Below are 19,503 nucleotides of genomic sequence, written 5' to 3' on the forward strand. Positions count from 1 at the left end.
TAACGACGTAAACCACAAGGGTGACCCGCCGAGCGGTGACGCGCACGTCGGAGGTGGTCGGAGGCGCCGCGTGCGGTGCGCCACACCGCCGTCACCCGCGGGCGCGCTTGCCGAGGACGACGCCGAGCATCATGGCGCTCGGCAGCGCCCCGGCACCGATCAGCAGCAGCGTCCGCCAGTCGTTGCCGAGCAGCACCAGGTCGCCGCCCGGGCCGAAGGCGCCGAAGACCATCACGGTCGCGAACCACACCACCAGCGGCGCCCCGGCGATCCGGCGGCGCGGGGAGAGCCGGGCCGCCTCCGCGACCAGCAGCGGCGTGGTCACCGCCGCGACCGCCGCGGTGATCGGGAACTGCACGGTGCCGAGGTAGGACGGCAGGAACAGCAGCTCGACCAGCGCCAAGACCACGGCGTCGACCAGCAGGAAGCCGAACACCACGCGGTCCAGCGGACTCACCGGTCCTCCACCGGTTCGGTCCCGCACACGCCGAGCCCGCCGAACAGGTCCGCCTCGCACCCCTCGGACGGACCGCTGGCCAGCACGTAGTGCTCGGTCGGCACGATGGGCTGCGCGACGCCGTTGGACAGCGCGTACGCGGCGACCCCGCCGCCGTTGTCCCAGCGGTCCAGCCACACCTTGACCTGGGTGCCGTGCGCCCGCAGCGCGCTGATCTTGGCGGGCAGGTGCGTGGAGACGTCGATCACGGTGGTGATCGTCTCGTCCGGGACGCTGGCCAGCTCGTGCGGCTCGGGCAGCTGGAACGGCAGGTCGTCCTCGACCTCGGCCAGCGCGGCCAACCCCTTCGCCAGGGCGTCGCGCGAGGGCACGGCGTAGAAGACGCGCTGCACCTCGGGCACCTCCGCCGCGGCCGCGACGGTGATCTCGTGGGCGCGGACGTGGTCGGGGTGCCCGTAGCCGCCGTCGGCGGCGTAGGTGACCACGACCTGCGGCTTGACCTCGCGCAGCACCGCCTCCAGGGCGTCGGTCTGCTCGTCGGCGGGACCGACCGCGAACGCCCGGGGGTGCGCGTCCGGCAGCGCGCCCGCCACGCCCGGCCGCTCCCAGAGCATCCCGGAGTCGCGCCAGCGGCCGATGCCGCCGAGGAAGCGGTGGTCGGTCACGTGGAGCGCGGCGCAGGCCGAGCGCAGCTCGCCGACCCGGTAGCCGCCGAGCTGGTCCGCCTGGTCCGCGGCCAGACCGCGCAGGCTCTCCGGGATGACCTCGCCCTCCTCGCCGAGGGTGCAGGTCACCACGACCACCTGCACACCGCGTGCGGCGTAGCGAGCGATCGTCCCGCCGGTCCACAGGCTCTCGTCGTCGGGGTGTGCGTGTACCAGCAGCAACCGCGGTGGGGCCGTCAGCTTCACCGGTCCAGCCTAATCTGCGGCACGCACCACACGACGCCAGGCGTCGCGTTGCTCCGGACGGCCCAGCGACCAGCGGCGGAACGGCCTCAGTAGCCGTCGTTGTCGGCGTAGGTGCCGAGCCAGCGGGCAGCGGTGGAGAACGGACCGGCCAGGCCGTGGCCCGGCTCGACCCCCTCCACCTCGGGCCCCAGCGCCATGACCTGCGCCTGCTGGTACAGCGGCAGCGCGACCCCGGCCCGCCACAGCACCGGCTCCACGACCGCCGACGCCTCGGCGAACGGCACCTGCCCGGTCAGCGCCGCGTCGATGGTCGGCTGCAGCAGCTCGTCGCAGAACCCGGCCGCGTTGTGCGGGAACGGCTGCTCGCCGTCCGAGGACGTGGCGGGGCAGCCGTACGCCGTGGCCATCGTCGCGGCCGGGTCACCGCCCGCCGGCCGCGGCGCGATCGCCATGTCCACCGAGGCCGCGCCGCCGGAGTCCCCGGACTTCGGGTTGGCCGCCAGCATCTCGCCGAAGAGCTGGTCCCCGGTCGGTGTCACGACCGTCGCCTGGATCCCCTGCTCCCGCAGCTGCCGCGCCGCCTCCTCCGCGACGCGGATGTAGGACTCGCGCTCGAAGGGCGCGGCGATGACCAGGTTCAGCGGCCTGCCGTCGCGCATCCAGGTGTCGCCGCTGCGGTGGTAGCCGGCGCGCTCCAGCAGCGCGCTGACCCGCGCCGGGTCGGGCCCGGCCGGGAACGCACCGGCCGGTTCCGTCGGCACGTAGCCGGGCTCGGACGGCGCCAGCACCTGGGCGTGCGACTGCAGCTGCTCGGCCGGGCCACCGCCGGTGCCCGCCTCGATGAGCGCCGGCCGGTCGAGCGCCGCGAGGACCGCCTGCCGCGCCTGGACGTCGGCCAGCGCGCGGCTGTCCGGGCGGACCAGCACCTCCACGGTCGCCGGCCGCGGCACGGTGACCAGCTGCACGGAGTCACCGAGGTCGCGCAGCGCCTGCATGGTCCCGGTGTCCGCGCCGAACACCGCCAGGTGGCTGTCCCCGCTGCGCAGCGCCTCGACCTGGCGGGCCTTGTCGATCGCGCGCAGCACGATGCGGTCGGACCGCGCGGGCGGGCCCCAGTACCGGTCGTTGCGCTCCAGGACGATCTCGCCGCGGTCGAGGTCGACCTGCCGGATCGCGAACGGCCCGCCCGAGGCCGGGTAGCCGTCGTCCAGCACCGTCGACCAGCCCCGGGGCGCGTCCCGCAGCAGGTGCGCGGGCAGCAGGTTGGTGAACAGCGTCTGCCAGCCGGGGTAGGGCGTGGCGAAGGTGACGTCGACGGTCTTGCCGCCCTGGCGCGAGGCGACGTCGTCGATCAGCTGGTAGCCCGCCGCGTCGGCCACGCCGGGCTGCGAACGCAGCTGCTGCCACAGGTAGACGAAGTCCTCGGCGGCGATCGGCGCGCCGTCGGACCAGTTCGCCTCGCGGCGGATCCGGTACCGGACGGTGAACTTCTCCCGGTCCGGCACCACCTCCGCCGACTCCATCAGCGTGGTGTCCAGCTGCAACCGCCCGTCCGGGCCGGGCCGGTGCACCGACGGCAGCATCAGGCTGGCCAGCGCCGAGCTGGTCGGCGAGAGGTCGGCGAGGGTGTGCGGGTTGAACCCGCCCTCCAGCTCGTCGACCCCGACGACGACCTCGACCGGCATCGGCTGCGTCGGCGGCGCGGTGGTCGTCGGGGGCGGTGGCGTCGGGCGCTCGACCAGCGGCGGTGGTGGCGCGTTGGTGCAGGCCGCCACCACGCTCACGACCGTCACCAGCAGGGAGACCGCAGCCAGTGGGCGGCGTCGACCCTGGGACACGCCGAACCTCCCCTCATGTCGGATCCCCCCGATCCGCCCCGACCCCCGGGGCGTCTCACCACGTGCGGAAGACGCGCGAGAGCCCTCCATGGTTCCTGCCGCCGCCCGCGCGACCGCCACCGGGGTCGAGCCCCGTGTGCTGGGCACCGGCCCCACCGGCCGGTGAGGCGGCGGTGCCCGGCCCCCGCGAGGACACCGTGAACCGCCCGCCGACCGCTGGTCAGCGGCCGGTGGGGCGGGGTGTCACGCGTTGTTGTCGCGCGCCTTGGCCCGGGCCCGCTCACGGGCGCGGGTGGTGCCGTCGAGGATCACCTTGCGCACCCGGATCGCCTCCGGGCCGACCTCGACGCACTCGTCGGCGGCGCAGAACTCCAGGGCCTCCTCCAGCCCCAGGGTGCGCGGCTTGGCCAGCCGTTCCAGCTCGTCCGCGGTGGACGAGCGCATGTTGGTGAGCTTCTTCTCCTTGGTGATGTTCACGTCGAGGTCCTCGGCGCGCGGGTTCTCCCCGACCACCATGCCCTCGTAGACCTCGCTGCCGGGCTCCACGAAGAAGCTGCCGCGGTCGGCCAGCTGCAGCAGCGCGTAGGTGGTCGCCGAGCCCGACCGGTCGGCCACCAGCGACCCGGTGTGCCGGGTGCGCAGCTCGCCCACCCACGGGAAGTAGCCCTCGAAGACGTGGTTGGCGATGCCGGTGCCGCGGGTCTCGGTGAGGAACTCGGTGCGGAAGCCGATCAGCCCGCGCGAGGGCACCACGTACTCCAGCTTGATGCGCCCGGTGCCGTGGCCGTCCATGGTCTCCATCCGGCCCTTGCGCGCGGCCAGCAGCTGGGTGATCGCGCCGAGGTGCTCCTCCGGCGCGTCGATGGTCAGCCGCTCGAACGGCTCGCACAGCTGCCCGTCGATGGTGCGGGTGACCACCTGCGGCTTGCCCACGGTGAGCTCGAAGCCCTCCCGCCGCATGGTCTCCACCAGCACCGCCAGGGCCAGCTCACCGCGCCCCTGCACCTCCCAGGTGTCCGGGCGCTCGGTCGGCAGCACCTTCATGCTGACGTTGCCGATGAGCTCGGCGTCCAGCCGGTTCTTCACCAGCCGAGCGGTGATCTTGGTGCCGCCGTTGCGGCCGGTCAGCGGCGAGGTGTTCACGCCGATGGTCATCGAGATCGCCGGGTCGTCGACGGTGATCCGCGGCAGCGGCTGCGGGTCGTCCGGGTCGGCGATGGTGTCGCCGATGGTGATCTCCGGGATGCCCGCGATGGCGACCAGGTCGCCCGCGGAGGCCTCCGCGCACGGCACCCGGTCGAGGTTCTCGGTGATGAGCAGCTCGGAGAGCCGGACCTTCTCCACCGTGCCGTCGGCCCGGCACCACCCGACGGTCTGACCCTTGCGCAGGGTGCCGGAGTGGATGCGGCACAGCGCGATGCGGCCGAGGAACGACGAGGCGTCCAGGTTGGTCACCAGCGCGCGCAACGGGGCCTCGACGTCGGCGACCGGCGCGGGCACGTGCTCGAGCAGCACGTCGAACAGCGCGGTGAGGTCCTCCTCGGCGGGCAGCTCGCCGTCGGTCGGCTGGGCCAGGGACGCGCGACCGGCGCGGGCGGAGGCGTAGACGACCGGCAGGTCCAGGATCGCGTCCATGTCGAGCTCGACCTCGCCGTCGAGCTCGCTGGCCAGCTCCAGCAGCAGGTCGTGGGTCTCCTCGACGACCTCGGCGCAGCGGGCGTCCGGGCGGTCCACCTTGTTCACCACGAGGATCACCGGCAGCCCGGCGGCCAGCGTCTTGCGCAGCACGAACCGGGTCTGCGGCAGCGGGCCCTCGCTGGCGTCGACGAGCAGCAGCACGCCGTCGACCATGGACAGCGCGCGCTCCACCTCACCGCCGAAGTCGGCGTGACCGGGGGTGTCGACCACGTTGATGGTCACCGGACCGGAACCGGTCTCCCGGCGGATCGCGGTGTTCTTGGCCAGGATGGTGATGCCCTTCTCCCGCTCCAGGTCGTTGGAGTCCATGACCCGGTCGACCAGCTCGGCTCGTTCGGAGAAGGCGCCGGACTGGCGCAGCATGGCGTCCACCAAGGTGGTCTTGCCGTGGTCGACGTGCGCGACGATCGCGACGTTGCGGAGATCGCTGCGGGCGGGGGCGGCGACGCTGGTGGCGGACACGCGGGTACTCCATGGCTCGGCGCGGAAAGCGGGCACGCGGCGGTTCGTCGACTGCGGGCCGGGTGCGGGTGCTGGCGCTGCGCGCCACGGGCGCGCGCTGTCACCTGGTCCTGGTGCCCGGTGGGGCACTTGCCGCGGCTCCACCGCGCCGCTGCTGCGGAGCTGTTTTCCGGTCGGCGCCCCACCGGCGGTGGGACGCGTGCGTCGACGCGCGGCTCGGTCCAGCGTAGTGCAACGCTGCGCGGGTCCGGCCGCCGCGTGCTCAGCGCAACACCCGGGACCCGGGAGCAACATCATGTTCGCCCGAACGGGTTAGGTTCGCCTACCCTGAGCGGCGACCCCGTCTCCGCGTGGGAAGAAGCACCGTGGGCAAAGGCACCATCAAGGTCAAGAAGAAGTGCTGCCATTCGAAGCCGCCGTGCGGGAGCTGCCCGATCGTGGCCCTGCGCAACCTGCTCCGCGAAGCCAAGGCGGAAGAGGTCAAGAAAGCGAAGAAGAAGGCGAAGAAGAAAGCGGCCGAGAAGGACGAGGAGAAGAGCGCGGGTTGATCTCGCCACGGCGCCCGCCGTGGTCGTGGACCGGTTTTTCACATCACCTGTGGGCGGCCGGCATGAGCGGATCGGCGTACTTGGCCAACTCCGGGACCGTGCGCAGCGCGTGGAACTCGATCACCTCGTAGCGGACCAGCTTGTGCAGGGCGAACGGGTCCGTCGCGAGGATCGCGTCGAGGCGTCCGCGGGCCATCGCGCGAGCGATGATCACCGCCCCGCTGCGGGGGTGTCGGTGACCCGCGGCTATGAAATCGCCGGCGTCGTAGTGCCGGCTCACCCATTCGTAATGATCGACCAGATACGCGTCGATGTCCGATTCCGGCGCGGTGTAGTGCAGCAGAACGACGAACATGGCCCCACGGTAGCTCTTCCGCTTGACCGCTGCGGATCAAAGAGCGGTAGCATCGAACCGTGCGCGCATTCTCGAACAACTGGTGGGCCGCCTCCGGGCGGCCCCGCGACGCAGCGCACTGACGCACAGCACATCGGCCGTCCGACCGGGCGGCCGAGCAGTGCCAGGTCGCTCCCGGCGGCGGCGCCGACCACAGGAGAGCCCCATGACCCGCCTGTCCGGGATCACCCCGTCCGGCCACGTCCAACTCGGCAACTACCTCGGCGCCGTCCGGCGGTGGGCTGCCGAGCGCGAACCGTCGGACCTGTTCTTCGTCTCCGACCTGCACGCCATGACCACGCCGCACAACCCGCAGCGGCTGCGTTCCCTCACCCGCGAGCAGTTCGCCGTGCTGCTCGCGGCGGGCATCGACCCGGACTCGCTGTTCGTCCAGTCCGACCTGGCCGGTGAGCTGGGCGCGCTGAACTGGATCCTCGAGTGCACCTGCTCGTACGGCGAAGCCTCCCGGATGGTCCAGTTCAAGGAGCGGGGCGCCGGCAAGGACGGCTCGCGGGTCGGCCTGCTGACCTACCCGGTGCTGATGGCCGCGGACATCCTGCTGCAGGGCGCCGACGAGGTGCCGGTGGGCAGCGACCAGGACCAGCACGTGGAGCTGGCGCGCACGCTGGCCCGCCGGTTCAACGCGCAGTACGGCCAGGTGTTCACCGTCCCGCGGGCCGTGGTGCCGAGGACCGCGGCGCGGGTGCGCGACCTGGCCGATCCGGGCCGCAAGATGGAGAAGTCGAACACGCAGTCGCCCGGCGTGGTCTTCGTGCTCGACGAGCCCGACGTGGTCCGCCGCAAGTTCCGGCGGGCCACCACCGACGGGCTCGACCGGGTCCGCTTCGACCCGGACGAGCAGCCCGGGGTGGCGAACCTGCTGGAGGTGCTGGCCGCCTGCACCGGGGCCAGCCCGTACACCGCGGCCGGCTCGGTGAGCACCTACGCGGAGCTGAAGGACGTGGTGGCGGAGGCGGTGATCGAGGAACTGCGACCGCTGCGCGAGCGCACGCTGGAGCTGCTGGACGACCCGGCGGAGCTGGAGCGCGTGCGGATGCACGGCGCCAAGCGCGCGGCCGACCGGGCCCGGCCGCGCCTGCAAGCCGCCTTCCGCGTCACCGGGCTGCGCTGACCCACGCCGCGAGCCCCTCCGTGCCACACGGAGGGGGCATCCACTGGCCCGTTCGTTCACCAGTTCGAGCGGTAATCCTTGCGAACACGTGATCGACGCCCGGACCCTGGACCGCGTGATCGTCCGCATCGTCGCGAGGAGGGAACCCGTGCGCGCACTCGACCCGACCAGCAGCTCCCGGACCGAGCCCGCGGGACGCACGCCGCGGCCGACCGGACCGTTCCCGACTACCGGCCCCGCTCGTCCGGGGCTGCCTGCTGCGCCCGCCAGGAGTCGGCCAGCAGCTCGCGGAGGGAGTGGACCAGGACCCGGTCGGCGTCCAACCAGTCGAGGTCGGCGAGCTCCTCCGCGGCGACCCAGCGGACCTCGTGGTGCTCCACGGCCCTCGGCACCGCCGTCGGGTCGACGAGCTCGGCCGCGTGGATGCGCAGCAGCATCCCGTTGCTGAGCGGGACGTCGGTGCCGATCCGGCCGGTGGGGCGCACGTCGACGGCGAGCTCTTCCCGGCACTCCCGGACGACCGCCGCCGGCTCGTCCTCACCGGGCTCCACGCGCCCGCCGGGCAGTTCCCACCGCCCGGCGTCCGGCGCGGGGTAGCTGCGCCGCTGCGCGAGCAACCGTCCCTTGTGGACGATGGCAGCGCCGACGACGACCGGCCTGCTCGCCCAGGACTCGGCGAGCTGGCGCACCGCGGCGATCCGCACCGCCAGCACGTTCAGCACGAAGCGGCGGCCGATCGCGACGTCGGCCAGCCGCCCCAGCGGCCCGAACGGGGTCGTCCAGTGGACCGAGTCGGTCAGCAGCGTCCGGGGCCCGGCCTCGGCGAGCACCGACTCGTGCCGCAGCTCCGGCAGCAGGCCGGAGACCAGCACGGTGCTCATCGCGTCGGCGTCGGCGCGCACGATCCGAGTGGTCAGATCGATCGGGAGGCGGGCGATCCTCGTGTGGAAGACGACCTCATCACCGGGCACGAGCAGGGCGGCGGGGCGCGTGGCGGCGTGGCCGTGGATCCCGAGCTCCGCGAGGCCGACCTCGGCGGTCCTGGTGTGCCGCAGTGCGGCCCCCACCGTGGCGACGGGGGCCTGGATCAGTCCGGTGCTCCGCAGAACCGACACGTGCACACATCTTGCCCGACCCGGTCCGGCCGACCAGGACCGCCTCTCCTCGCCCCGGCACGACGGCGGTCTCGCTCCTGCTCGTCGCGGCCGACCGGCACGGTCGGGCCGGCGCGGGTCAACTCAGCGGCTGGTGCCTCGGCCAGCGCACCTCGATCCGCGCACCGCCTTCCGGCGACGCCGCGGCACGGACCGTGCCGCCCCGGCGGCGCACCGCGTCGGCCACGAGCGCCAGGCCGAGCCCGGCACCACCGGTGCTGCGCGCGCGGTCCGGTTCGACGCGGTAGAAGCGGTCGAACACCCGCACGCGGTGCTCCTCCGGGATCCCCGGCCCGTCGTCGTCGACCACCAACCACACCCACCCCGCACCGGAGGCGCCCATGCCGTCGGCGAACACCGACACCCGCACCACGGTCCGCGTGTAGCGCAGCGCGTTGCCGACGACGTTGTCCAGCACCGCCGACACCTCGGCCGGGTCGGCGAGCACGAGCACCGGCGCGCTCGGCACCTCGACCGCGATCGGCGGGCCGCCCGGCGGTGCGAGCCGGTCCGCGGCCGCCCGGGCGGCGGAGCCGACGTCGACCGGCTGTCCCGGTGGTCCCGTCCCGCGCTCGGCCCGGGCCAGGGCGAGCAGGCTCTCCACCAGCGCGGACAACCGCTGCGCTTCGCCGGCGATGTCCTGCAGGGTCTCCTGGGCGAGGTGCGGGTCCGGGTGCACCACGGCGACCTCGGCCTGCGCGCGGATCGAGGCGACCGGGTTGCGCAGCTCGTGGGCGGCGTCGCCGGTGAACCGGCGCAGCCGCTCGGTGTCCGCGTCGCGCCGGGCGAGCATCGTGTTGAGCTCCTGGGCCAGGGCGCGGATCTCGTCGGCGGCCTCCGGGACCGGCAGCCGCTCGCCCTCCGGGAGCTCGGCGGCAGCCAGGCGCATCCGCTCCACCGGACGGAGCGCGCGGCGCACCACCAGCCAGGTGGCCAGCCAGACGAGCCCGGCGGCGAGGATCGAGCCGAAGCCCAGCAGCCGCCCGGTCTTGCCCGCCGCGTCGACGAACCCGACCAGCCGGGCGCCGGTGGCCACGAGCAGCGGCTGGCCGTCCGGGGACGGCACGACGACGGCGCGCCAGCGGTGCAGCTCGGTCGGCGGGTCGAGGTCGAGCACCCCGCTGCCCGCGCGCAGCTGCTCGACCTGCCAGTACGGGAAGCCGGGCGCGGGCAGGCCGTCCAGCGGCTGCCCGGAGACGTCGAGCACGCGGACGTCCGGCCGGGCCACCGTCGCCGGCGGACTCCCCTGCTCGAGCTGGTGCGCGGTCGCGGTCGCGGTGCGCTGCAGGTCGGCGTCCACCGACTCGATGAGCAGCCAGCCGACGACGCTGGTGCTGGCGTGCGCGATCACGCCGAGCCCGATGAGCGCGACGGCGGCCGCGACCAGGCTGGTGCGGAACTGGATGGTGCGGCGCCGCCACCACCGCCGCAGGCGACCGGTCATGCCGGATGGGCGCAGACCCGGTACCCCTGTCCGCGCACGGTCTGCACCAGCTCACCGGCACCGACCGCGGCGAGCTTGCGGCGCAGGTACCCGATGTAGACCTCGACGACGTTGCGGGTGACGTACTGCTCCTCGCCCCACACCATGCGCAGCAGGTCGTCCTTGGGCACCACCGACTCCGGGTGGCTGGCCAGCGCGACCAGCAACTCGTGCTCCCGGGGCGAGAGCGCGACCGGCTGCCCGGCCCACCGCACCTCGCGGCCCGCGCGGTCGATCTCCAGCTCGCCGACCCGCAGGCACGCCTGGCGACCGGCGGTGTCGCGTCGCCGCAGCAGCGCGCGGACCTGCGCCACCAGCACGAGGAAGGAGAAGGGTTTGACCAGGTAGCCGTCCGCGCCGAGGTCCAGCCCGTCGGCCTGGTCGACCTCGCCGTTCTTCGCCGAGATGAGCAGCACCGGGGTGGTGACGTCCTGCTCGCGCACCCGCTCCAGCACGCGGTAGCCGGACAGCCCGGGCAGCATCACGTCGAGCACGACGACGTCGAAGGCGCCGGTGAGCGCCAGGCGCAGCGCCTCGGTGCCGTCCCCGCTGACGGTCACCTCCATGCCCTCGGCGGAGAGGCCGCGCCGCAGCGCCGCCCGGACCCCCGGTTCGTCGTCCACCACCAACACGCGCGGCACCATGCGCACCAGCATGCCGATCAGCCGCTGGGCCGGACATCGACTCTCAGCACGTTCTCAGGCGGACACCGGTTTCTCAGGCGGGTCTCAGCATCGGGACCGCACCCGGCACGACGCCGCGGGCCGCGAGCACCGTCCGGATCGGACTGACGACCACCCGTCACCGGGCGCACCGCGCGGGGTGTGAGATGCCTCGCCGGTGGTGCGCGCGCCCGCGAGCGCTCCGCAGCGGGGGCGGCGGCCACCGGCGCACCCGGGCGCGGAGCGGCGAAACCCATGGCCACGCCGGGTCCGCCGGTGCGACCGCGCGTTGCGAAAGTAGCAAGGCAGCGCAAGGCCGGGTCACCACCGATCGCCGGGGTCTTGACATGTCTACCCAGCACATGGCGTCTTGACAGCCCCGTTCGCGTCCGCGAAGGTCGATGCGATCGATTGACTGGTCAATCAGTAGCGCATCGGATCGCAGCAACGGCGGGGAACTGCCGGGCCGCCCGGAACGAGCGCGGGCGAGCCGGCGCACGTCCCCGCGCGACACAGGAGGTACCGCCCGGATGGTGAGCAGAGGACAGTCGGGCACCACCCCGAGCCGTCGCGACTTCCTCCGGTACGTCGCGGCGGGTGCGGGCGCGGTGGGCGCGGGCGCGCTGGTCACCGGGTGCGCGGGCGGTGCCGTCCGCAAGGCGCCGGTGCCCTCCGGTCCCCCTCGGTACGGCGGTCGGCTGCGGGTCGGCGTGGTCGGTGGGTCCAGCAAGGACACCCTGGACGCGCACACCGCCGTCACGCACCCGGACCAGGCGCGGACCTTCCAGCTCTACGACACCCTGCTCGAGCACGACGACGACTACCGGATCCGGCCCGCCCTGGCCGAGTCCGTCGAGTCCGACCCGCAGGCGACGACCTGGACGATCCGGCTGCGCGAGGGCGTGGAGTTCCACCACGGCAAGACGGTCACCGCCGAGGACGTCATCCACTCGCTCCGCCGGATCGCCGACCCGGACGACCCGAAGAACGGCGCGGTCGGGCTGAGCTCGCTGGACCTGGGCGCGATGCGGGCGATGGACTCCCGCACCGTCCGGCTCACCCTGTCCCGACCGGACGTCACGCTGCCCGACCAGTTCGCCGAGTACTCCAACGGGATCGTGCCGGTCGACTACGACCCGGCCCGGCCGGTCGGCTCCGGCCCGTTCCGGCACGACTCCTTCGACCCCGGCCAGCAGAGCCTGTTCACCAAGAACCCCCGGTACTGGCGGGACGGCGAGCCCTACGTGGACGAGCTGGTGATCATCGACTTCCCGGACGACACGGCGCGGATCAACGCGCTGCTCGGCGGCCAGGTCGACGCCATCGACCAGGTGCCGCTCGGCCTGCTGCGGGTGCTCGACGCCGACCCGAACCTGCGGCTGCTGGAGTCGGAGACCGGCTCGTGGCTGCCGTTCACCATGCGGGTGGACCGGCCGCCCTTCGACGACGTGCGGGTGCGGCAGGCGTTCCGGCTGGTCGTGGACCGCGAGCAGATGGTCCGGCAGGTCCTCGGCGGGCACGGCAGGGTCGGCAACGACCTCTACGCCCCGGCCGACCCGCTGTTCAACTCCGCGCTCCCCCAGCGCCGGCGCGACGTGGCCAAGGCCCGGCAGCTGCTGCGCGAGGCCGGCAAGGAGGGCCTGACCGTGGAGCTGGTGACCTCACCGGTGGCCGCGGGCGTGGTGGAGGCCGCGCAGGTGTTCGCCCAGCAGGCCGCCGACGCCGGGATCACGGTCACCATCCGCCGCGTGGACACCGGCGAGTTCTTCGGCGACGCGTACCTGTCCTGGGACTTCGCCCAGGACTTCTGGTTCACCCGGAACTTCTTGGCGCAAGCCAGTTCCGGCAGCCTGCCCGACTCGCCGTACAACGAAACCCACTGGGACCACCCGGAGTTCAACCGGCTCGTGCGCGAAGCCCGGGCCACCACGGACGAAGCGCGTCGCCGGGACCTGATCGCGCGGGCGCAGCAGATCGAGTGGGAGAGCGGCGGCTACATCGTCTGGGGCTTCCCGAACCAGCTCGACGCGCACAGCGTCCGCGTGGTCGGGCTCGCCCCGGACAAGAGCGGGATCCCGCTCAACTCCTACGGTTTCCGGCACGCCTGGCTGGCGCAGTGAGGGGGCACCAGATGAGTCGCATGCTTCTCAAGCGCGTCCTGCTCGGCGTGGTGATCCTCTGGGCGGTGTCCGTGGTGGTCTTCCTGGCCACCCAGGCGCTCCCCGGTGACGCGGCGCGCGCCATCCTCGGTCGCGAGGCCACCCCGGAGCGGCTGGCCGCACTGCGCGCGCAGCTGCACCTCGACGATCCGCTGTGGCTGCAGTACGCCTCCTGGCTGGGCGACCTGCTCCGGCTGGACCTCGGTGAGTCCTACTCCAACGGCATGCCGGTGACCGAGCTGCTGAGCGCGCGGCTGAACAACTCGCTGGCGCTGATGGTGTGCGCGACGGTGATCAGCGTGCCGCTGTCCGTCCTGGTCGGCACCTACAGCGCACTGCGCCGGGACAAGGCCTTCGACCACGCCACGTCGGTGGTCAGCCTGGTGCTGGCGTCGCTGCCGGAGTTCGTGGTCGGCATCCTGCTGGTGCTGCTGCTGTCCACGGGGGCGCTGAACCTGCTGCCCGCGGTCTACGTGATGACCGGGTCCGGGTCGGCGTGGAGCGATCCGGTGCAGCTGGTCCTGCCGACGCTGACCATGGTGCTCGCGGTCTCGCCGTACATCGTGCGCATCATGCGCGCCACCATGATCGAGGTGCTGGAGAGCGAGTACGTCCAGCAGGCCCGGCTGAAGGGCCTGCCGGAGCGGACCGTGGTCCTGCGGCACGCGCTGCCCAACGCGATCGGCCCGGTGGCGCAGGTGATCGCGCTGCAGCTGGCCTGGCTGGCCGGTGGCGTGGTCATCGTCGAGTTCCTGTTCCGCTTCCCCGGCATCGGGTTCGCGCTGGTGGACGCGGTGAACAACCGCGACCTGCCGGTGGTGCAGACGCTGACGCTGGCCATCGCCGCCGTCTACATCGTCGTGAACCTGCTGGCCGACGTGGTGAGTCTGGCCGCCAACCCGAAGGTGAGGTCTGCCGCGCGATGACCACGACCGCACAGAGCACCGGCACCGCGACCGCTGCCTCCCCGCCCGCGCCGCGGCCCCTCGGGGTCTGGCGGGCCGCGCTGCGGTTGCCGCGCACGAAGGTCGGGCTGGCGCTGTCCGGGCTCGTGGTGGCGATCGCGGTCGTCGGACCGCTGCTGGCCCCGCACACCGCCACCGAGTTCGTCGACACCCCGTTCTCCGACCCGACCGCGAACACCTGGTTCGGCACCGACAACCTGGGCCGCGACGTGCTGACCCGGTTCCTGCACGGCGGGCGGACGTTGCTGCTGCTGGCGGCACTGGCCACGCTGCTGGGCGTCGGGCTGGGCGCGCTGCTGGGCATGTACGCGGGCTACCGGCGCGGTTGGCTGGACGAGGTGCTCATGCGCTTCGGCGACGTGGCGCTGGCGTTCCCGCAGGTCGTGCTGGCCCTGCTGTTCGTGAGCGTGGTCGGCCCGCAGCTGTGGCTGTTGGTGCTGGTCGTCGGCGGCAGCCACCTGCCCCGCGTGATGCGCGTGGTGCGGGCGGCGACCCTGTCGGTGGCCGAGCGCGACTTCGTCGCCTCCGCCGAGGCGATCGGGCTGTCCAAGCTGCGGATCCTGCTCGGTGAGATCCTGCCGAACGTCACCGGCACGGTGCTGGTCGAGTTCGGCCTGCGGTTGAACTACTCGATCGGGCTGGTCGCGGGCTTGAGCTTCCTCGGTCTGGGCCTGCAACCGCCGACCGCGGACTGGGGCCTGATGATCAACGAGAACCGGATCGCGCTGACGGTCCAGCCGTGGGCGGTGGCGCTGCCGGTCGTGGCGATCGCGGTCCTGACCATCGGCACCAACCTCGTCGCCGACGGCCTGGCCCGCTCGGTGGCCGGCGTCGACCGCGGCATCGAGAAGGCCCGCTGATGCCCACCGACCTCCCACCCCCGCCGGTGGTTCCGCGACGTCCACGGGAGTTGGACGGGACGTCGTGGAGGACCACCGCACACCGAGCCACTCCCGCTGCGTTCTCCTCCCACCTCGGGAGCGCGTTCCCCCACCACCCCTGGAGGTGTCGATGACCGCCCCCGCCTTGGACGCCGTCGGCCTGGAGGTCCGGGGAGTTCCCTCGGACGCCGCCATCGTCACCGACATCTCGCTCACCCTGGCACCGGGCGAGGTCCTGGGCCTGATCGGCGAGTCCGGCTCCGGCAAGACCACCCTCGGCCTGGCGGTGCTGCGCTACTGCAAGCGCGGCACGCGCATCGCCGACGGCCGCATCCGCATCGGCGACACCGACCTCACCGCGCTGCCCGCCAAGCAGGCCGCCGCGCTGCGCGGCCGCCGCGTCGCCTACGTCCCGCAGTCCCCGGCGTCGGCGCTGAACCCGGCGCTGCGGCTGAGCACCCAGCTCGCCGAGGCGGTGCACGACGCCTCCGGCGCCGCCGCCCGGACGCGGATCAAGCAGGTGCTCACCGAGGTCGCGCTGCCGGACGACGACGAGTTCCTGCGCCGCTACCCGCACCAGCTCTCGGGCGGCCAGCAGCAGCGGATCGCGATCGCGATGGCGTTCGTCGGCCGCCCCGAGGTGGTGGTGCTGGACGAGCCGACCACCGGCCTGGACGTCACCACGCAGAAGACGGTGCTGGCCACCGTCCGCGAGATGTGCGCGCGGCACGGCACGGCCGGGGTGTACGTCTCGCACGACATGGCGGTGGTCGCCGAGCTGGCCGACCGGATCGCGGTGATGTACTCGGGCCGCATCGTGGAGAGCGGTCCGACCCGCGACGTGCTCACCGAGCCGCGCCACCACTACACCGCGGGTCTGGTGCTCGCGGTGCCGGACCTGGACGGCGAGCGCGCGATGCAGGCCATCGACGGCCAGGCCCCGTCCCCGCTGGACCGGCCCGCCGGCTGCGCGTTCGCGCCGCGCTGCGCCGCAGCCACCGACGAGTGCCGCAGCGTTGTTCCCGGCGTGGACGAGGTCTCGCCTGGGCACGAGATCCGGTGCCACCACCCGCGTTCCGGCCGCCTGGTCGCCGCGCCGCGGCCCGCGGACACCGCGCCGGAGGCGGCGGAACCGGTGCTGGAGGTGCGCGGCGTCCGCGCCTGGTACACGAGTTCGCCGGTGCTGCACGACGTTTCGCTGTCCGTCGCTGCGGGTTCCTGCCTGGCGCTGCTCGGCGAGTCCGGCAGCGGGAAGACCACGCTGTCGCGCTGCCTGGCCGGACTGCACCCCGGGCACGAGGGATCGGTGCTGCTGCGCGGCACCGAACTCCCGCCGAGCAGCGCGAAGCGGACGCGGGAGCAGCGCCGCCAGGTGCAGTACGTGTTCCAGAACCCCTACGAGTCGCTGAACCCGCGCCGCCGCGTCCGCGACCTGGTGGCCCAGCCGATCTCGGTGCTGGGCGCTCCCGACGACCGGAGCACCGAGGAGCGGGTGCTCGAGGCGCTGGAGCTGGCCGCGCTGCGCCCCGACATCGCCGACCGCTACCCGGACCAGCTCAGCGGCGGCGAGCGGCAGCGGGTGGCGATCGCCCGCGCGCTGGTCACCCGGCCCGAGGTGCTGATCTGCGACGAGATCACCTCCGCGCTGGACGTCTCGGTGCAGTCGGCGATCGTCGACCTGCTCCAGGACCTGCGCGAGAAGATGGGCCTGGCGCTGGTCTTCGTCACGCACAACATCGCGTTGGTGCGCAACATCGCGCAGCAGGTGGCGGTGTTGCGGGACGGCCGGATCGTGGAGCAGGCCGCGGCCGAGGAGCTGTTCACCGCGCCGCAGCACGAGTACACGCGGTCGCTGCTGGCCGACGCGCCCCACTTCCGGCTGGGTGACCGGTGAGCGGGTTCGACCGGGTCGCCGAGGAGTTCGCCGCGGTGGTCGAGGCCGACGGCGCGGGGGCGGCGTTCGCCGTGTTCCGCGACGGCGAGCAGGTCCTCGACCTGCAGGCCGGGCACCGCGACCCCGAGGCCACCCAACCGATGACGACCGACACGCTGATGCCGGTCTTCTCCGGAACCAAGGGGATCGTGGCCACCGGCATCGCGCTGCTCGTCGACCGCGGCGCGCTCGACCCGGACGCGCCGGTGGTGCGCTCCTGGCCGGAGTTCGGCGCGGCGGGCAAGCAGGACGTCACGGTGCGCCAGCTGCTCTCCCACTCGGCCGGGCTCCCGTACCCGCAGCGCCGGGTGACGCGCGAGGAGGCGGCGGACGACCGGACGATGGCCGCGCTGCTGGCCGGGCAAGCGCCGCTGTGGCCGGCCGGTTCGACGACGGCCTACCACGCGTTCACCTTCGGGTGGCTGGCCGGCGAGCTCGTCCGCCGGGTGGACGGCCGGGCGGTCGGCGAGTTCCTGCGCGCCGAGGTCGCCGAGCCACTGGGTGCGGACTTCTGGCTCGGCCTGCCGGAAGCGGAGTGGCCACGCACCGGCCGCCGCTGGCGCGCACCGGACTACCAGGTCGCCAACCGGCTGGACACCCCGGAAGCGCTGGCCCACCGGGACCGGGTGTACGGCAACCCGCCGCTGCTGGTGGGCGAGGACGCACCGTGGAACACCCCGGAGTGGTGGACCACGGGCACGCCGGGCGGCGGCGCGATGGCATCGGCCCGGGGCATAGCCGCGATCTACTCGGCGCTGGTGTGCGGCGAGCTGGTCAGCGCGGCCACGCTGGAGCGGGTCAGCCGGGAGGAGAGCCGGGGTGTGGACCCGGGCACCGGACGGCCGCTGGTGTTCGGGCTGGGGTACGAGCTCCAGGACGAGCTGGAGACCTACGGGCCGGTGGCCGAGGGGTTCGGGCACAGCGGTGCCGGTGGTTCGCTGTTCGGCTGCTGGCCGGGCGAGCGCGTCGCGTTCGCGTTCAGCCCCTGCCTGATGCGCACCGAGGGCTTCGACGACCGGGCGCACCGGCTGCTGACCGCCCTGCACGCCGACCTGTGACCGTCGAGACGGCGGAGTGATCCGTCGGTGGCCGCCGACGCAGCGGGACCGGGTGGACCGCGACGCGGTCCGGCACCTGCTGTCCACCGACGCGTGCTGGGCAGGGGGCGCGAGCGAGCCCACGTCGAGGAGCAGGTCGACCGGGCGTGGCGGGGTCGGCGCCTACCGCGAGCCCGACGGCGAGCAGATCGGGTTCGCCCGCGCGTTCTCCGACGGGGTGGGCAACGGCTCCCTCGCCGACGTGATCGTCCACCCGGACGCCCGTGGCCACGGGGTCGGCGAGGCGCTGGTGCGCGCCATGGTGGAGGAGGGCCCGGGCCGGGACTTCCGCTGGGTGCTGCACACCGCCGACGCCCACGGCCTCTACCGCGCGTTCGGCTTCGCCGAACCCGACGCCACCTACCTGAACGGCGGGGCTGACCGCTGCGGTGGAGTTCGGCGCGGGGAGCCGCCACCATGTCCCCATGACCGAACTGCTCACCGACACCCAGGTCGCCGAGGCGCTCCAGCACCTCCCGGAGTGGCGCCAGGAGGGACGCCGGCTGTCCCGCACCGTGGAGTTCGCCAGCTTCCCGCAGGCGATCCAGGCGGTCACCCGCATCGCCGAGATCGCGGAGAGCGAGAACCACCACCCGGACATGGACATCCGCTGGCGCACCGTGGTGTTCCACTGCACCACGCACTCCCAGGGCGGCATCACGGCCAACGACACCTCGCTGGCGCGGGAGATCGACAACGTGGTCGAGCAGCTGACGTCCTGAGTCGCTCAGCCCGCCACCAGGTCGGCGACCTCGAAGGCGCACCCCCAGGACAGCGCCACGCCGCTGCCGCCGTGCCCGTAGTTGTGGATGATCCGGGCACCCTCGTACCGCTCGACCTCGAGCCGCACCGACTCCCGCCAGGGCCGCAGCCCGACCTTCTCGTCGAGCACCTCGGCTTCGGCCAGCCGCGGTTCGATCGCCGCGCACCGGCGCCGGATGCCCGCGCTCACCTCCGGACGCACGTCGAGCTTCCACTCCTGGCCCTCGGCGATCCCGCCGAGCACCACGTGGTCGCCGTGCGGCATGTAGGCGGCGAAGTCCGCCGAGTCGGTGAGCTCCATGAAGTACTCGTCGATGCCGGGGTTGCGCACCACGACGCCCTGGCCGCGCACCGGCTGCACGCCCGGGTCGCCGACCAGCTCGCGCGCCCCCACGCCGGTGCAGTTGACCACCGTGCTGGCCTCGGCGGCCGCGTCGGCCAGCGTCTGCACGGGGCTGCGCTGCAGGTCTCCCCCGGCGTCGAGGAACCGGGCGACCAGGTGGTCGAGGTAGCGCGGCATGTCGATCAGCGGCAGCGTCCCCCGGTACCCGCTGACGAAGCCCTCGGGCAGTTCTTCCGGGGTGCAGCGCCGCAGGTCGGGGATCAACCGGGCCTCGGTCGGGACCGCCTCGCCCAGGTCGAAGCGGGCGGCCATCCGGCCGGTGGCCAGGTGCACCCCGGAGGACTCGTCGCGGGCGAGCGCGAGGAACTCGGCGTGCGCGCGGGTGACCCAGTACAACACCCGATCGGCGGGCCGGAGTTGCGCCGGCCCCCACATCGCACCGGCTGCCGCCGAGGTCGTCTCCCGCGGCCGGTCCGCGGTCCGCACGCGCACGTCCCAGCCCGCTTCCGCGAGCACGACGCCGCAGGTCAGCCCCTGCACTCCCGCGCCGATCACCAGCACCGGTTCTGCGGTCATCCTCGCAACGCTAGCAGCGATCGCCCGAGTTCGGCGGCTTGCGAACCG

General features: G+C 73.5%; 17 protein-coding genes and 1 pseudogene. 9 read left to right on the top strand and 9 right to left on the bottom strand.

The features are described 5' to 3' along the window. Window positions 1–91: 91 nt before the first annotated feature. The 4 genes from HNR68_RS25790 to typA all read right to left on the bottom strand — a co-directional run bounded on the left by HNR68_RS25790 (window position 92) and on the right by typA (window position 5,366). Window positions 92–457 (bottom strand): hypothetical protein, encoded by a 366-nt coding sequence (locus HNR68_RS25790; protein WP_179724298.1) that lies wholly within the window; start codon window positions 455–457, stop codon window positions 92–94. Then, entirely contained in the window at window positions 454–1,368 is a 915-nt protein-coding gene (gene mshB, locus HNR68_RS25795; RefSeq protein WP_179724299.1) for an N-acetyl-1-D-myo-inositol-2-amino-2-deoxy-alpha-D-glucopyranoside deacetylase, read from the bottom strand. The genes HNR68_RS25790 and mshB overlap by 4 nt, the downstream gene beginning before the upstream one ends. A gap of 86 nt (window positions 1,369–1,454) precedes the next feature. After that, a complete protein-coding gene (locus HNR68_RS25800; RefSeq protein WP_179724300.1) occupies window positions 1,455–3,206 on the bottom strand; it encodes an ABC transporter substrate-binding protein in 1,752 nt (583 codons plus the stop codon). A 243-nt stretch (window positions 3,207–3,449) separates the two neighbouring features. After that, entirely contained in the window at window positions 3,450–5,366 is a 1,917-nt protein-coding gene (typA, locus tag HNR68_RS25805; RefSeq protein ID WP_179724301.1) for a translational GTPase TypA, read from the bottom strand. A gap of 365 nt (window positions 5,367–5,731) precedes the next feature. On the opposite strand from typA, the gene HNR68_RS25810 reads away from it, so the two are divergent. Further along, window positions 5,732–5,914, top strand: coding sequence for a hypothetical protein (locus tag HNR68_RS25810; RefSeq protein ID WP_179724302.1), 183 nt, complete (start codon window positions 5,732–5,734; stop codon window positions 5,912–5,914). Window positions 5,915–5,957: 43 nt separating this feature from the next. On the opposite strand, the gene HNR68_RS25815 is transcribed toward HNR68_RS25810, so the two are convergent. Next, the gene (locus HNR68_RS25815; protein WP_179724303.1) at window positions 5,958–6,269 is read right to left on the bottom strand and encodes a YciI family protein; all 312 of its coding nucleotides are present in this window, start codon (window positions 6,267–6,269) and stop codon (window positions 5,958–5,960) included. 205 nt (window positions 6,270–6,474) lie between these two features. Here HNR68_RS25815 and trpS point away from each other — a divergent pair, with 205 nt between their 5' ends. Beyond that, window positions 6,475–7,440, top strand: a complete 966-nt coding sequence (trpS, locus tag HNR68_RS25820) for a tryptophan--tRNA ligase (RefSeq protein WP_179724304.1) — start codon at window positions 6,475–6,477, stop codon at window positions 7,438–7,440. Window positions 7,441–7,667: 227 nt separating this feature from the next. Here trpS and HNR68_RS25825 read toward each other — a convergent pair whose 3' ends face one another. From HNR68_RS25825 to HNR68_RS25835, 3 genes are all read right to left on the bottom strand, one after another. Beyond that, window positions 7,668–8,555 carry an NUDIX domain-containing protein gene (locus HNR68_RS25825; RefSeq protein WP_343050410.1) on the bottom strand — a complete coding sequence of 296 codons (888 nt, stop codon included), beginning with the start codon at window positions 8,553–8,555 and terminating at the stop codon, window positions 7,668–7,670. Window positions 8,556–8,673: 118 nt separating this feature from the next. Beyond that, the gene (locus HNR68_RS25830) at window positions 8,674–10,038 is read right to left on the bottom strand and encodes a sensor histidine kinase (protein ID WP_179724305.1); all 1,365 of its coding nucleotides are present in this window, start codon (window positions 10,036–10,038) and stop codon (window positions 8,674–8,676) included. Continuing rightward, window positions 10,035–10,721 (bottom strand): response regulator transcription factor, encoded by a 687-nt coding sequence (locus HNR68_RS25835; RefSeq protein ID WP_179724306.1) that lies wholly within the window; start codon window positions 10,719–10,721, stop codon window positions 10,035–10,037. Before HNR68_RS25835 ends, HNR68_RS25830 begins: the two co-directional genes overlap by 4 nt. Before the next feature lie 548 nt (window positions 10,722–11,269). Here HNR68_RS25835 and HNR68_RS25840 point away from each other — a divergent pair. The 7 genes and pseudogenes from HNR68_RS25840 (at window position 11,270) to HNR68_RS25870 (ending at window position 18,496) form a co-directional block, all read left to right on the top strand. Further along, window positions 11,270–12,859, top strand: coding sequence for an ABC transporter substrate-binding protein (locus HNR68_RS25840; RefSeq protein ID WP_179724307.1), 1,590 nt, complete (start codon window positions 11,270–11,272; stop codon window positions 12,857–12,859). Between the two features lie 11 nt (window positions 12,860–12,870). Continuing rightward, complete coding sequence (locus HNR68_RS25845; RefSeq protein WP_179724308.1) at window positions 12,871–13,824, top strand: ABC transporter permease; 954 nt, start codon at window positions 12,871–12,873, stop codon at window positions 13,822–13,824. Further along, the gene (locus HNR68_RS25850) at window positions 13,821–14,723 is read left to right on the top strand and encodes an ABC transporter permease (RefSeq protein WP_179724309.1); all 903 of its coding nucleotides are present in this window, start codon (window positions 13,821–13,823) and stop codon (window positions 14,721–14,723) included. Before HNR68_RS25845 ends, HNR68_RS25850 begins: the two co-directional genes overlap by 4 nt. Before the next feature lie 151 nt (window positions 14,724–14,874). Further along, on the top strand, window positions 14,875–16,638 hold the full coding sequence (locus tag HNR68_RS25855) for an ABC transporter ATP-binding protein (protein ID WP_179724310.1): 1,764 nt from the start codon (window positions 14,875–14,877) through the stop codon (window positions 16,636–16,638). Next, a complete protein-coding gene (locus HNR68_RS25860) occupies window positions 16,635–17,735 on the top strand; it encodes a serine hydrolase (protein ID WP_179724311.1) in 1,101 nt (366 codons plus the stop codon). Before HNR68_RS25855 ends, HNR68_RS25860 begins: the two co-directional genes overlap by 4 nt. Before the next feature lie 52 nt (window positions 17,736–17,787). Continuing rightward, window positions 17,788–18,108 (top strand): annotated as a pseudogene (locus HNR68_RS25865) (GNAT family N-acetyltransferase); the annotation flags it as partial. 91 nt (window positions 18,109–18,199) lie between these two features. Next, window positions 18,200–18,496 (top strand): 4a-hydroxytetrahydrobiopterin dehydratase, encoded by a 297-nt coding sequence (locus tag HNR68_RS25870; protein WP_179724312.1) that lies wholly within the window; start codon window positions 18,200–18,202, stop codon window positions 18,494–18,496. Window positions 18,497–18,501: 5 nt separating this feature from the next. On the opposite strand, the gene HNR68_RS25875 is transcribed toward HNR68_RS25870, so the two are convergent. After that, window positions 18,502–19,455 carry an FAD-dependent oxidoreductase gene (locus tag HNR68_RS25875; protein WP_179724313.1) on the bottom strand — a complete coding sequence of 318 codons (954 nt, stop codon included), beginning with the start codon at window positions 19,453–19,455 and terminating at the stop codon, window positions 18,502–18,504. Window positions 19,456–19,503: the final 48 nt, after the last annotated feature.

The organism is Saccharopolyspora hordei (assembly GCF_013410345.1).
In the GTDB taxonomy this organism is placed as follows: domain Bacteria; phylum Actinomycetota; class Actinomycetes; order Mycobacteriales; family Pseudonocardiaceae; genus Saccharopolyspora; species Saccharopolyspora hordei.

Excerpts from the sequence above, each read along its gene's own strand:
- HNR68_RS25815 (WP_179724303.1), bottom strand. The coding sequence starts at position 6,269 with ATGTTCGTCGTTCTGCTGCACTACACCGCGCCGGAATCGGACATCGAC.
- trpS (WP_179724304.1), top strand. The coding sequence starts at position 6,475 with ATGACCCGCCTGTCCGGGATCACCCCGTCCGGCCACGTCCAACTCGGC.
- HNR68_RS25830 (WP_179724305.1), bottom strand. The coding sequence starts at position 10,038 with ATGACCGGTCGCCTGCGGCGGTGGTGGCGGCGCCGCACCATCCAGTTC.
- HNR68_RS25835 (WP_179724306.1), bottom strand. The coding sequence starts at position 10,721 with ATGGTGCCGCGCGTGTTGGTGGTGGACGACGAACCGGGGGTCCGGGCG.
- HNR68_RS25840 (WP_179724307.1), top strand. The coding sequence starts at position 11,270 with ATGGTGAGCAGAGGACAGTCGGGCACCACCCCGAGCCGTCGCGACTTC.
- HNR68_RS25845 (WP_179724308.1), top strand. The coding sequence starts at position 12,871 with ATGAGTCGCATGCTTCTCAAGCGCGTCCTGCTCGGCGTGGTGATCCTC.
- HNR68_RS25850 (WP_179724309.1), top strand. The coding sequence starts at position 13,821 with ATGACCACGACCGCACAGAGCACCGGCACCGCGACCGCTGCCTCCCCG.
- HNR68_RS25855 (WP_179724310.1), top strand. The coding sequence starts at position 14,875 with ATGACCGCCCCCGCCTTGGACGCCGTCGGCCTGGAGGTCCGGGGAGTT.
- HNR68_RS25870 (WP_179724312.1), top strand. The coding sequence starts at position 18,200 with ATGACCGAACTGCTCACCGACACCCAGGTCGCCGAGGCGCTCCAGCAC.
- HNR68_RS25875 (WP_179724313.1), bottom strand. The coding sequence starts at position 19,455 with ATGACCGCAGAACCGGTGCTGGTGATCGGCGCGGGAGTGCAGGGGCTG.